Annotated in this window: 12 protein-coding genes and 1 pseudogene; 9 read left to right on the top strand and 4 right to left on the bottom strand. The window is 62.6% G+C overall.

The annotated features are described in order from the left end of the window. Window positions 1-171: 171 nt before the first annotated feature. The gene (locus tag TU79_RS23860; RefSeq protein WP_057010290.1) at window positions 172-537 is read right to left on the bottom strand and encodes a histone-like nucleoid-structuring protein, MvaT/MvaU family; all 366 of its coding nucleotides are present in this window, start codon (window positions 535-537) and stop codon (window positions 172-174) included. A gap of 430 nt (window positions 538-967) precedes the next feature. Between TU79_RS23860 and TU79_RS23855 the strand changes: the two genes are divergently transcribed. The 9 genes and pseudogenes from TU79_RS23855 (at window position 968) to TU79_RS23815 (ending at window position 9,598) form a co-directional block, all read left to right on the top strand. Then, window positions 968-2,176, top strand: coding sequence for a methyl-accepting chemotaxis protein (locus TU79_RS23855; RefSeq protein WP_057010289.1), 1,209 nt, complete (start codon window positions 968-970; stop codon window positions 2,174-2,176). A gap of 10 nt (window positions 2,177-2,186) precedes the next feature. Continuing rightward, entirely contained in the window at window positions 2,187-2,555 is a 369-nt protein-coding gene (locus TU79_RS23850; RefSeq protein WP_024076566.1) for a response regulator, read from the top strand. A 25-nt stretch (window positions 2,556-2,580) separates the two neighbouring features. Further along, window positions 2,581-2,868 carry an STAS domain-containing protein gene (locus TU79_RS23845; RefSeq protein ID WP_057010288.1) on the top strand — a complete coding sequence of 96 codons (288 nt, stop codon included), beginning with the start codon at window positions 2,581-2,583 and terminating at the stop codon, window positions 2,866-2,868. 40 nt (window positions 2,869-2,908) lie between these two features. Then, window positions 2,909-4,942, top strand: a complete 2,034-nt coding sequence (locus TU79_RS23840; protein WP_057010287.1) for a chemotaxis protein CheA — start codon at window positions 2,909-2,911, stop codon at window positions 4,940-4,942. A gap of 31 nt (window positions 4,943-4,973) precedes the next feature. After that, on the top strand, window positions 4,974-6,629 hold the full coding sequence (locus TU79_RS23835) for a methyl-accepting chemotaxis protein (protein WP_057010286.1): 1,656 nt from the start codon (window positions 4,974-4,976) through the stop codon (window positions 6,627-6,629). A 36-nt stretch (window positions 6,630-6,665) separates the two neighbouring features. Next, the gene (locus tag TU79_RS23830; protein ID WP_057010285.1) at window positions 6,666-7,205 is read left to right on the top strand and encodes a chemotaxis protein CheW; all 540 of its coding nucleotides are present in this window, start codon (window positions 6,666-6,668) and stop codon (window positions 7,203-7,205) included. A gap of 9 nt (window positions 7,206-7,214) precedes the next feature. After that, complete coding sequence (locus TU79_RS23825) at window positions 7,215-8,024, top strand: CheR family methyltransferase (protein ID WP_057010284.1); 810 nt, start codon at window positions 7,215-7,217, stop codon at window positions 8,022-8,024. Continuing rightward, window positions 8,021-8,553, top strand: a pseudogene (gene cheD / locus TU79_RS23820) (chemoreceptor glutamine deamidase CheD). Before TU79_RS23825 ends, cheD begins: the two are co-directional and overlap by 4 nt. Beyond that, window positions 8,516-9,598: a protein-glutamate methylesterase/protein-glutamine glutaminase gene (locus tag TU79_RS23815; protein ID WP_057010282.1), complete on the top strand. Its 1,083-nt coding sequence runs from the start codon at window positions 8,516-8,518 to the stop codon at window positions 9,596-9,598. Before cheD ends, TU79_RS23815 begins: the two are co-directional and overlap by 38 nt. Here TU79_RS23815 and TU79_RS23810 read toward each other — a convergent pair. The 3 genes from TU79_RS23810 to pstB form a co-directional block, all read right to left on the bottom strand. Beyond that, complete coding sequence (locus tag TU79_RS23810) at window positions 9,587-10,135, bottom strand: hypothetical protein (RefSeq protein ID WP_057010281.1); 549 nt, start codon at window positions 10,133-10,135, stop codon at window positions 9,587-9,589. The genes TU79_RS23815 and TU79_RS23810 overlap by 12 nt on opposite strands. Continuing rightward, window positions 10,135-10,833, bottom strand: coding sequence for a hypothetical protein (locus TU79_RS23805; protein ID WP_057010280.1), 699 nt, complete (start codon window positions 10,831-10,833; stop codon window positions 10,135-10,137). Before TU79_RS23805 ends, TU79_RS23810 begins: the two co-directional genes overlap by 1 nt. Before the next feature lie 97 nt (window positions 10,834-10,930). Then, on the bottom strand, window positions 10,931-11,692 hold the full coding sequence (pstB, locus tag TU79_RS23800; RefSeq protein ID WP_057010279.1) for a phosphate ABC transporter ATP-binding protein PstB: 762 nt from the start codon (window positions 11,690-11,692) through the stop codon (window positions 10,931-10,933). Window positions 11,693-11,719: the final 27 nt, after the last annotated feature.

Genomic DNA, 11,719 nt, shown 5'->3' with positions numbered 1-11,719 from the left:
AAAAAGGAAGGAAAGTATTAATATCGTGCATAAGAACGCCGGTTTGGTAGATGTGTTTGCTCGCACGAACATCATCAATCAAATCGGCGTTCTTGTTTCTGTCTTTCCCGGGATTCCGTGAAGAACCGAAAAAAAGGGGCCTACGGAAGGCCCCCTTGGCACACTTGAGTATTACTTGGTCAGCCAGGACTCGACGGTGTCGGCGCCATGTTCGGCTTTCCACTCTTTCAAGCCTTTGTGATTGCCACCCTTGGTTTCAATCGTCTCCCCCGTGTGCGGATTCTTGTAGACCTTCACTTGGCGGGCTTTGCGTGTGCCAGCCTTGGGCGCAGCCACCGGAGCACGTCGGCTGCTTTGCGGATCCAGCAGGTTGATCACATCCTTGAGGCTGTAGCTGTACTTGGCGAGCAAATCGCGAAGCTTGGTTTCGAATTCAATTTCTTTCTTAAGGCCGGCATCGCCTTTTAAGTTCTCCAGCGCTTGAAGTTGTTCAGCGAGATGTTTTTCGAGTTGGCGGAATTCGGCGAGCTTGGACATGGGCATTTCCTGGAGAGTGAATAATTGTGCGGCACATTCAAATGGACACTTGAACAAGGCAGAAGTATCAATCGAATGTAGCGCGCAGCAACAGCGTTTATTTCCGGCGAGCTGACTTATTGTGGCAAGCGGGCTTGCTGTGGCGAACGTGCTTGTTGTGGCGAGCGGGCTTGCCCCGCGTTGGGGCGCGAAGCGCCCCCAATTAAGAATCTCTCGGTCTACCTGACACTATGCAGAGCATGGTTTTGGGTCTGCTGCGCAGCCCAACGCGGGGCAAGCCCGCTCGCCACAGTGAAATTTTTCGACACTGACCGGTCACACCACGTTCACAAACCAGACGGAAGGCACACGCGGTGCCTAAAGTTGTGACGCACTGCGCAGATAACCCCTATGTCGTTTACATCCGCAACGCTGTTCAAGGACCGAACTCATGCCCCTGAGTCAACCCAGCCGTACTGCCCTTGCCGGTCATCCGCGTTTTCGTTGGTTCGCTTTCATCCCGGTCATCCCCGCTGTCATCTGGATACTGTCGCAGTCCACCACCCCGGCCAACCTTGTGGCCTGCACCGTGCTGCTGTTGATCAGCCTCGCTGTCTGCGCGTGGAGCGCACGCGCCCAGGGTGACGCGGTGCAACGCGCTGTAACGCTGGCAGACGCTTCAGCGGCGCAGACCGGCCAGCAGGGTGTGGACTCACGCGCGCAACTCGATGAGATCCTGCTCGGCGCCATGCCGATCTGGGCCAAGCAGGTGGAGAGTTCACGGCAGCAGACCGAAGACGCCATTGTGAGCCTGGCCAATCGCTTCACCGGGATTTCCGCGCGTTTGCAGGACACCGTGCAGGCCTCGCAGCACGCCGCTGGCGAGCTGGATGGGCAGGCCGCCGACGGCGCGCTCAAGGAGCTGGCCAGCAGCGACAGCGAGTTGAGCCAGGTCATCGATTCGCTCAAGGCCACCCAAACCAGCCGTGACCAGACCCTGACTCAGGTGCGCAGCCTCACGGCCTATACCGGCGAACTGCGCACCATGGCCGCCGATGTCGCGGCCATTGCCGCGCAGACCAACCTGCTGGCGCTCAACGCCGCCATCGAGGCCGCACGCGCCGGAGAAGCCGGTCGCGGCTTTGCGGTGGTAGCCGATGCGGTGCGCAGTCTGTCGAGCAAATCCAGCGAGACCGGCCAGCAGATGTCGGCCAAGGTCGACATCATTAACAACGCCATCACCCAACTGGTGCAGGCAGCCTCCAGCAGCGCCGACCAGGACAGCCACTCCGTTGCCGCGTCCGAGCAGAGCATCCAGCAGGTGCTCGAGCGCTTCCAGAACATCACCGGGCGCCTGGCCGACTCCGCCGACCTGCTCAAGCAGGAAAGCTACGGCATTCGCGACGAGATGACCGAGGTGCTGGTCAACCTGCAGTTCCAGGACCGGGTCAGCCAGATCCTCAGCCACGTGCGCGACAACATGCACGCCCTGCACGAACACCTGTTGCAGGCCAGTCAATCGCCGGACCAGGTGCTGGTCGTCGATGCGCGCCAATGGCTGGCGAGCATGGAGGCCACCTACGCCACCGACGAACAACGCCGCACCCACCATGGCGAAGCGGCCGCGTCACAGAATTCTCAAGACATCACCTTCTTTTAAGGAGCACACCATGGCGAAGAATGTATTAGTGGTCGACGACTCCAGCAGCGTGCGACAGGTGGTCGGCATTGCCTTGAAAAGCGCCGGTTACGACGTGATCGAGGCCTGCGACGGCCGGGATGCGTTGGGCAAGCTCACCGGGCAGAAGGTCCACTTGATCATCAGTGACGTGAACATGCCGAACATGGACGGCATCACCTTCGTCAAGGAGGTCAAGAAGCTGGCCAACTACAAGTTCACGCCGATCATCATGCTGACCACCGAGTCCCAGGAATCGAAAAAGGCCGAAGGCCAGGCGGCGGGTGCCAAAGCCTGGGTGGTCAAGCCGTTCCAGCCGGCGCAGATGCTGGCGGCGGTGTCCAAACTGATCCTCCCCTGACCACTGGCGCCATGGAGGGCCTCCCATGCCGATTACCTGCGAAACCGTTGACGACACCACCTGCGTGGGCATCGACGGTGAACTGACGATCTACACCGTGGCCGAGCTGGCCGCCGCGCTGCTGCCGCAACTGGGCGCGGCGCCGCGCCTGGCGCTCGACCTGTCCCAGGTCACCGAGATGGACGGCGCCGGCCTGCAATTGCTCGCGGTGCTCCACCGCGAAGCCGAGCACCGCGGCACGGCCCTGAGCCTCGCCGGCCAAAGCCAGGCGGTCGAGCAAACCTTCACGTTGTGTGGCGGCGTCGCCTTCTAGCGCCCGCCTCTCCGTTCAATGCACAACAAGGAGTGTCCAGGTGAGTATTAACCTCGATCAGGCACAACAGACTTTTATCGTCGAAGCACGCGAACTGTTGCAGGCCATGGAGCAATCCCTGCTGCAACTGGAAAGCGAACCTGGCGATCAGGATGCGATCGGCGCGGTGTTCCGCGCCGCACACACCATCAAGGGCTCCGCCGGCCTGTTCGGCCTGGAGCCGATCGTGAGCTTTACCCATATCGTCGAAGACGTGCTCGACCGACTGCGCGATGCCAGTGTGGCAGTCGACGCCGCGTTGATCGCGGTGCTGCTCAAATCCGGCGATCACATGCTTGAGTTGATCGACGTGGTGGCCAGCCGAGGTGAAGCGCTGCAAGCACCGGCGCTGGCGCGCGAAGCGGCGCTGCGCCAGGCGCTGAGTGCCTATCAGGGCGCAGAGCCCGCGATGCCTGACGTGCCGATGACTGCCGTGGTCAACAGCGGGCAAGGTGAGATGCTGTGGCACATTTCCCTGCGTTTTGGCGTGGACGTGTTCCGTAACGGCATGGACCCGCTGTCCTTTCTGCGCTACCTCGACACCCTGGGCCAGATACTGCAGGTCACCACCCTGACCGACCGCCTTCCGCCGCTGGACAGTTGGGACGCGGAAAGCTGCTACCTGGGCTTTGAGATCGACCTGCGTTCGGCGGCCAGCCACGCCACGCTCAACGAAGTCTTCGATTTCGTGCGCGACGACTGTGACGTGCACATCAGCGCCATCGACGACACACCGGCTGAGGAACCGCCCAGCGGCACCGAACTGGTGGCGCAACCGGAGCACCTGGCGCCGGCCCCTCAGCGCGTGGCGACGAACAGCGAGGCAAAACCCCGCGATGGCAACTATGTGCGGGTCAACGCCGACAAACTCGATGAGCTGATCAACCTGGTCGGCGAACTGGTGATCGCCAGCGCCGGCGCCAGCCTGCTGGCGCGTTCGTGCAACAACGATCCGTTGCAGGAAGCCACGTCCACTGTATCCGGGCTGGTGGAAGAGATCCTCGATGGCGCCCTGCACCTGCGCATGATCCCCATCGGCGATACCTTCAACCGCTTTCGCCGCGTGGTGCGCGACGTCAGCCAGGAACTGGGCAAGGACATCGACCTGCTCATCAGTGGCGCGGAAACCGAACTGGACAAAACGGTGGTGGAAAAGATCGGCGACCCGCTGATGCACCTGCTGCGCAATGCCATGGACCACGGCATCGAAAATGCCGCAGCGCGGCGCGCGGCGGGCAAACCGAGCAAGGGCCACCTGAGCCTGAATGCCTACCACGACTCCGGCAGCATCGTCATCGAAATCGCCGACGACGGTGCCGGGCTCAACCGCGAGCGCATCCTCGAAAAAGCCCAGGAGCGCGGGCTGGTCGCCAGCGGCGCGCAACTCACCGATCAGGAGATTTACAACCTGATCTTCGAGGCCGGGTTTTCCACCGCCGAGGCGGTCACCAACCTGTCCGGTCGTGGCGTCGGCATGGACGTGGTCAAGCGCAACATTACGTTGCTGCGCGGCACCGTCGATCTGGACAGTCGCCCCGGCCAGGGCACGGTGGTGCGTATTCGCCTGCCGCTGACCCTGGCGATCATCAACGGTTTTCTGGTCGGGATCGATCAGTCCACCTACGTGATTCCACTGGACATGGTGCAGGAATGCATCGAGCTGGACGAACACCAGCGCCAGTCGAGCCGCGACCAGGGTTATCTGGACCTGCGCGGCGAGGTGTTGCCGCTGGTGGACCTGCGTGAGCACTTCAGCCACGAAGGCCCGCCGGCGCGGCGCCAGAATGTGGTGGTGGTGCGTTACGCCGAGCACAAGGCCGGGCTGGTGGTGGACGACCTGCTGGGCGAGTTCCAGACCGTGATCAAACCCCTGGGCAAGCTGTTTGGCGCACTGCGCGGCATCAGCGGCTCAACCATCCTGGGCAGCGGTGCCGTGGCGTTGATTCTGGACGTGCCCGCCCTGCTCAGCCAAATCGTACAACTGGAAGCCCGTACGGCCCAGGCGCCTCAGTCGCCCTCGGTCGTTGTTCGCTGATGTATTTGCAATTCCATGGAGGTTGCCCCCGATGAAATGGTTCTACGATCTAAAAATTTCCACCAAGCTGATCAGCTCGTTCCTGCTGGTCCTCGCGCTGACGGCGGGCATGGGCGTTTTCGCCATCATGCAGCTGGGTGCCGTCAATCAGGCCGCTCAGGACATCAAGAGCAACTGGTTGCCATCGGTGCGCGCAGCGGCCGGCATGCGTTTTTATGCCGCCAACTATCGTTTGAAGGAATACCGCCATCTCAGCGCCGAGACCGCCGAGGAAAAGGCACAGATGGAACGAGAGGCCGCCGAAGCGAACCAGCAACTCGAAACCCGTATGGGCACCTACGAAAAGCTGATCGTCAGCGATGAGGATCGTCAGTTTTTCAACAGCGTGAACACCAGTTGGGATGCTTACCTGGCCAGCAGCAAGCAATTGCTGGAGCTGTCCCGGCAGAACCAGGAAACAGCGGCGCGGGCACTGCTCAAGGGCGAGTCCAAGCTGCGCTTTGAAGAGGCAGTCACCAACCTGCAAAAAATGGTCGAGCTCAATGACACCGGCGCCACGGTCGCGGGTGACAAAGGCACGGCGTTGTATGAAAGCGCGCGCCTGTCGATCATTGCTGCATTGGTCGCGGCGCTGCTGATTGGCCTGGGCCTGGCGCTGTTCATCGCGCGGATCATCTCGCGCCCGTTGCGACAGGCAGCGACTGCCGCCGAACAACTGGCCGATGGCAACCTCAACGCGCAGATCGAACCCGGCGCCAAGGATGAAACCGGCATGGTGCTCAATGCCATGCGCAACATGGTCGGCAAACTGGCGCATATCATCGGCGAAGTGCGCAACGCCGCCGATAACCTCGCCAGCGCCTCGGAACAGGTCAGCGCCACCGCGCAATCGATGAGCCAGGCCACCAGCGAGCAGGCCGCCAGCGTCGAGGAAACCAGCGCGTCGGTGGAGCAGATGAGTGCCAGCATCAACCAGAACACCGAGAACGCCAAGGTCACCGACGGCATGGCCAGCAAGGCTGCCAAGGAAGCCACCGAAGGCGGTGAATCGGTGCAGCAGACCGTGGTGGCGATGAAGAAAATCGCCCAGCGCATCAGCATCATCGATGACATCGCCTACCAGACCAACCTGCTGGCCCTTAACGCGGCCATCGAGGCGGCCCGGGCCGGCGAGCATGGCAAGGGCTTCGCGGTGGTGGCCGCCGAAGTGCGCAAGCTGGCGGAACGCAGCCAGGTGGCCGCGCAGGAAATCGGCGAGTTGTCCTCCAGCAGCGTGGAGATGGCCGAAACCGCCGGCAAGCTGCTCGGCGAAATGGTGCCGTCGATCAACAAGACCTCCGACCTGGTGCAGGAAATCAGCGCCGCCTCCGAGGAGCAGGCCGCCGGCGTCGCGCAGATCAACACGGCGATGACCCAGCTCAACCAGGTGACGCAGCAGAACGCCTCGAGCAGCGAGGAGCTGGCCGCCACCGCCGAAGAAATGAGCAGCCAGGCCGAACAGCTGCAACAGGCCATGAGCTTCTTCGTGCTCGATGCGTCGCCCAGGGCCACGGTGCAAAACAGCGCGGTGCACACCGGCAACAAGACCAACCGCCAGCCGCCGCGCCAGGCCGCGCCGGCACCGCGCAAGGCATTTGCCTACAACATGGCCAGTGCCCCCGACGAATCGGAATTCACCCGTTTCTGATCGCACGCGACGCTACGGGCTCACAGGGAGAATCACATGGGCGCAGTAACCCCTTCCCGTCATACCGCGGTTGCGGTCGACGAGGATGCGCAATACCTGACCTTCATGCTCGGCGGCGAGATGTTCGCCATCGGCATTCTGGGCATCAAGGAAATTATCGAATACGGCAGCCTGACGGTGGTGCCGATGATGCCCGCGTTCGTGCGTGGCGTGATCAACCTGCGCGGCGCCGTGGTGCCGGTGGTGGACCTGTCGGCGCGCTTTGGCCGGCAGAACTCGGCCATCACCCGGCGCTCCTGCGTGGTCATCATTGAGGCCCGTACCGAAGACGGTCAGCCCCAGGACATCGGGCTGCTGGTGGACACTGTGTCGGCGGTGCAGGAAATCCCGGCCGCGCAAATCGAGCCTCCGCCCAGCTTCGGCGCGCGTATTCGCGCCGATTTCATCAGCGGCATGGCCAAGGTCGAAGGCAAGTTCGTGATCGTGCTGGAGGTGGACAAGGTGCTGTCCATCGACGAGATGTCCAGCCTCGCCGAGGCTGGCCAGGCGCCGGCACTCGATGCCGACGCGCGTTGAGGCCCGGTCATGCCAGATACCTCGTCGCTTGATGACCGCGAGTTCGGTCAGTTCCAGTCCTGGCTGTACCGCGCGGCCGGCATCAACCTGTCGCCGGCAAAAAAGGCGCTGGTGGCCGGACGCCTGTTCAAACGCCTCAAGCATTACGAGCTGGAGAGCTATGGGGAGTACTTCAAGCTGATCATGAGCGACCAGCGCAAGGGCGAACTGCAGGTCGCGCTGGATTTGCTCACCACCAACGAAACCTATTTTTTCCGTGAGCCCAAGCATTTTGATTTTCTGCGCCAGCAGGTGCTGCCCAGAGCAGCGCCGGGCAAGCTGTTTCGCGTGTGGAGCGCGGCCAGTTCCTCCGGCGAAGAACCCTACAGCCTGGCGATGACCCTGGCCGAAGGCCTGGGCACCACGCCGTGGGAAGTGATCGGCTCGGACATCAGCACCCAGGTGCTGGCCAAGGCACGCAGCGGGCATTACGCGATGGAGCGCGCGGGCACCCTGCCCCAGCCGCTGTTGAGCAAATACTGCCTCAAGGGCATCGGGCGCCAGGAGGGCACCTTCCTGATCGACAAGCGTTTGCGCAGCCGGGTCAATTTCGTGCAGGTCAACCTCAACGAGCCGCTGCCCGGCCTGGGCGAGTTCGACGTGATCTTCCTGCGCAACGTGATGATCTATTTCGATCAGCAGACCAAGAGCCAGGTGGTCGCGCGCCTGTTGCCGCTGCTCAGGCCTGGCGGGCATTTCATCATCAGCCACTCGGAAAGCCTCAACGGCGTCAACGACACGTTGAAACTGGTGGCGCCGTCGATTTACTGCAAGCCATGAAAAAGCCCGTCGATGCGCCCGACGTGGTGTTGGCGCCAGGCCAGGTGAGCTTTGCGACGCGGCCAATGCGCCTGCGCACCCTGCTCGGCTCCTGCGTGGCGTTCACCTTCTGGCACCCGCAACGGCGCATCGGCGGCATGTGCCATTTCATGCTGCCGGCGCGCCTGCGCAAGGGCCAGCCGCTGGACGGCAAGTACGGCGACGAGGCGCTTGAGCTGCTGCTGCGTCATGCCCACGTCAACGGCACGCGGGCGCAGGACTATCAGGTCAAGCTGTTCGGCGGCGGCGAGATGTTCCCCGAACAGCAGCGCCGCCTGCCGGAGCAGGACGTGGCCAGCCTGAACATCCGCGCAGCGCTGGCCCTGACCGAGCGCCATCACCTGCGCCTGACCGCGCAGGACATGGGCAGCACCGGCTATCGCACGATTGTGTTCGACCTGTGGAACGGCAACGTCTGGGTCCGGCACCAACCAATGGGAACACTCCAATAAATGCCTACCAAAAAAATCAGCGTGCTGCTGGTCGATGACTCGGCCGTGGTGCGTCAGGTGCTGCTGGCGATCCTCAACGACACGCCGGACATCCATGTGATGGGCGCGGCGTCCGACCCGATTTTCGCCATGGACAAGCTCGCCCGCGAATGGCCGGACGTCATCGTGCTGGACGTGGAAATGCCGCGCATGGACGGCATCACGTTTCTGCGCAAAATCATGAGCGAGCGCCCGACGCCGGTGGTGATCTGCTCCTCGCTGACCCAGAAAGGCGCGGAAACCTCGTTGCAGGCGCTGTCGGCCGGCGCCGTGGAAATCATCACCAAGCCCACCACCGGGCTGAAGAACTTCCTGATCGACTCGGCCGCCGAACTGGTGGCGGCGATCCGCGCGGCGGCCAACTCCAACGTCAAGAACCTCGGCAAACGCGCCGTCAGGCCAGCCGCCGCGCCCGCTCCGCCCAGCAAGCTCAGCGCCGACGCGATCCTGCCCGCCGCCAATGGCCATGCCATGGCCCAGACTACCGAACGCATCGTTGCCATCGGCACCTCCACTGGCGGCACCCAGGCGCTGGAGGCCGTGCTGACGGCGCTGCCGAGGGTGTGCCCGGGGATGGTGATCGTGCAGCACATGCCGGAAAAATTCACCGCGTCCTTTGCCGAACGGCTCAACAGTGTGTGCCAGATCGAAGTGCGCGAGGCACGCAACAACGACCGCATCCTGCCGGGCCTGGCGCTGATCGCCCCCGGTGGCAAGCACCTGATGGTGACCCGCAGCGGCGCCTACTACCACGCGCAGGTGATCGACGGCCCGCTGGTCAACCGCCATCGCCCGTCAGTGGATGTGCTGTTTCGCTCGGTGGCGCGGTTTGCCGGCAAGAACGCCACCGGCATCATCATGACCGGCATGGGCGACGACGGCGCGCGGGGCTTGAAGGAAATGCTCGACGCCGGCGCCGCCACGGTGGCTCAGGACGAGGCCAGTTGCGTGGTGTTCGGCATGCCCAAGGAGGCGATCAAACTCAATGCCGCGCAACGCATCATGGCGCTGCAGGACATTCATCAGGCGATTTTATACAAGTGAGCGGATGCGCTGGCGGCCGCGCTGCGGGTGTCTGATCAACTGCTGCCAGACGAGCTGCCCGTGCACCTGGGCAGCGGCGTGCAGAACCTTGTGCGCCCAGCGGGCATCCTGCGGGTCAACCACGACCACGCGAAACCCGTGATCCTCGCCCTCAATGCGCACACCTTCGGAGTCATCGACATGCAGGTCGATATCGAATGCCGGCGGGTACTTCGACGGTGTATTCGACAGGCCGCGCACCGCCAGGGCGCGGTTGTGCAACGCACTGTTGACCACACCGTCGACATGGATGCCGTAGAGCAACAGCCAGCGGCGAATGTAGGAAGGCGTGCGGCCGGACGAGGTATAGACCCAGACACTGCAGCCCTGGCGACGCAACTCGCGGATCAGCGCACGGGTGCCCATCCGCAGCGGCTCGCCCAGCCATCGATGCACGCAGGCCGGCAGTCGGCTGGTTTCCGCCGCACAGTGATGAGCCTGGCAGGCCAGGGTGTCGTCGATATCGAAGGAAATACGCATGCGTGGAAAGGTGCGCATCAGTGACCTCCCTGATGCAGCGGCCGGGGGCCCTCGCCCAGGAAAAACTTGCCTGGTGCAGGCGCCTGGTGTTCCAGGAAAGCGGCGTATTTTTTCTTGATCTTGGGCAATTCGTACAACGCCTTGACTCCATGTTTTGCAGAGTTGCGGATCACCGAGGACGGATTGAAATAGCCCTCGGCGTTCTCCAGCGTCAGCACGAAGGGCGGTAGCCCTGCGCGCATGAGCAAATAGCTGACAATAAGCGAACCGCTGCGGTTGTTGCCTTCAATGAACAGCTGCGGCTTGCTGAGAATGCGCACATAGACACCGGCCGCACGCTTCCAGACCGACTCGCTGCGATACGCACAATACCAATTGAACAGGTCCTTGATCCCGCCTTCAACGTTGTTGAAGAAGTGTTCCTCGGTCGCCGCCAGGTGCTGCGCGTATTCCAGCCGGCGCGCCGGGTCCTTGCCGCACAGCACCACGGCGTTGATCTCCAGCATCAGGTTCAGTTGGTGCAGATCGAACAGGTCGACGCCGCGTGCGACATAGTCGTCAATCAACGCATAGCCTTCAAGCACATTGTGCAGCACTTCGTCAGTCAGGGGGTCGCGCGGCTCGGTGAAGTGCCGGCTCAGTTCGGCGAAGCGATCCTGCACTTCACGCAGTGCGCGCTCAATGGCCGATAAATCCAGGCGATGCGTTGCAGACATTGAAACTCCTTGGAGACGCGAGGCAGGAAAATCTACCGAATGCCCGCCAATTCCATTTGGCGTATGCAGGTATGCGGTGTTGATGAGGCGCAGATGCTCAGCTGAACTTGCCGCTGATGTAGTCTTCGGTCATTTGCTCACGGGGTGTGCCGAAGATCTGCGCGGTGGCGCCCATCTCCACCAGATAGCCGGTGCGCGTGCCCTGGGAAATATCCACCGAGAAAAACGCGGTGGTGTCCGCAACACGGATTGCCTGCTGCATGTTGTGGGTCACCAGCGCGATGGTGTAGTCCTTCTTCAGCTCGACCATCAGTTCCTCCACGCGGCGGGTGGCAATCGGGTCGAGGGCCGAGCACGGTTCGTCCAGCAGCAGCACTTCAGGTTCGGTGGCGATGGCGCGGGCGATGCACAGCCGTTGCTGCTGGCCGCCGGAGAGCGACAGGCCGCTGACCTTGAGCTTGTCCTTGACCTCGTCCCACAGCGCCGCGCCCTGCAGCGCATGCTTGACGCGGTCGCCCAGGTCGCCCTTGTAGCGGTTCAAACGAAGGCCGAAGGCGACGTTGTCGAAGATGCTCATCGAGAACGGGTTCGGCTGCTGGAACACCATGCCGATGTAGCGACGCACCACCACCGGGTCGACGCCCTTGCCATAGACGTCCTGGCCGAGAAAATGCACATGGCCCTCGAAGCGAAAGCCCTTGACCAGGTCATTCATGCGGTTGAGGCTGCGCAGCACGGTGCTTTTGCCGCAGCCGGACGGCCCGATGAAGCCGGTGATCTTGTTTTTTTCGATCGGCACGTGGCTGTCACGCACCGCCATGAAGTTGCCGTAGAAAATCTTGTCCAGCTTGCAGTCCATGACCACAGGCGAGTCGGTCACAAACGG

Origin of the sequence: Pseudomonas trivialis (assembly GCF_001439805.1) — a bacterium.
GTDB classification, from domain to species: domain Bacteria; phylum Pseudomonadota; class Gammaproteobacteria; order Pseudomonadales; family Pseudomonadaceae; genus Aquipseudomonas; species Aquipseudomonas trivialis.
The sequence above is the reverse complement of the archived record's forward strand: the minus strand, read 5'-3'. Positions and strand labels throughout refer to the sequence as shown.

What these genes read in the sequence shown, in the direction of transcription:
- TU79_RS23850 (WP_024076566.1), top strand. Translation starts at nt 2,187, where the DNA reads ATGGCGAAGAATGTATTAGTGGTCGACGACTCCAGCAGCGTGCGACAG.
- TU79_RS23855 (WP_057010289.1), top strand. Translation starts at nt 968, where the DNA reads ATGCCCCTGAGTCAACCCAGCCGTACTGCCCTTGCCGGTCATCCGCGT.
- TU79_RS23815 (WP_057010282.1), top strand. Translation starts at nt 8,516, where the DNA reads ATGCCTACCAAAAAAATCAGCGTGCTGCTGGTCGATGACTCGGCCGTG.
- TU79_RS23845 (WP_057010288.1), top strand. Translation starts at nt 2,581, where the DNA reads ATGCCGATTACCTGCGAAACCGTTGACGACACCACCTGCGTGGGCATC.
- TU79_RS23835 (WP_057010286.1), top strand. Translation starts at nt 4,974, where the DNA reads ATGAAATGGTTCTACGATCTAAAAATTTCCACCAAGCTGATCAGCTCG.
- TU79_RS23805 (WP_057010280.1), bottom strand. Translation starts at nt 10,833, where the DNA reads ATGTCTGCAACGCATCGCCTGGATTTATCGGCCATTGAGCGCGCACTG.
- TU79_RS23810 (WP_057010281.1), bottom strand. Translation starts at nt 10,135, where the DNA reads ATGCGCACCTTTCCACGCATGCGTATTTCCTTCGATATCGACGACACC.
- TU79_RS23830 (WP_057010285.1), top strand. Translation starts at nt 6,666, where the DNA reads ATGGGCGCAGTAACCCCTTCCCGTCATACCGCGGTTGCGGTCGACGAG.
- pstB (WP_057010279.1), bottom strand. Translation starts at nt 11,692, where the DNA reads ATGGACTGCAAGCTGGACAAGATTTTCTACGGCAACTTCATGGCGGTG.
- TU79_RS23860 (WP_057010290.1), bottom strand. Translation starts at nt 537, where the DNA reads ATGTCCAAGCTCGCCGAATTCCGCCAACTCGAAAAACATCTCGCTGAA.
- TU79_RS23825 (WP_057010284.1), top strand. Translation starts at nt 7,215, where the DNA reads ATGCCAGATACCTCGTCGCTTGATGACCGCGAGTTCGGTCAGTTCCAG.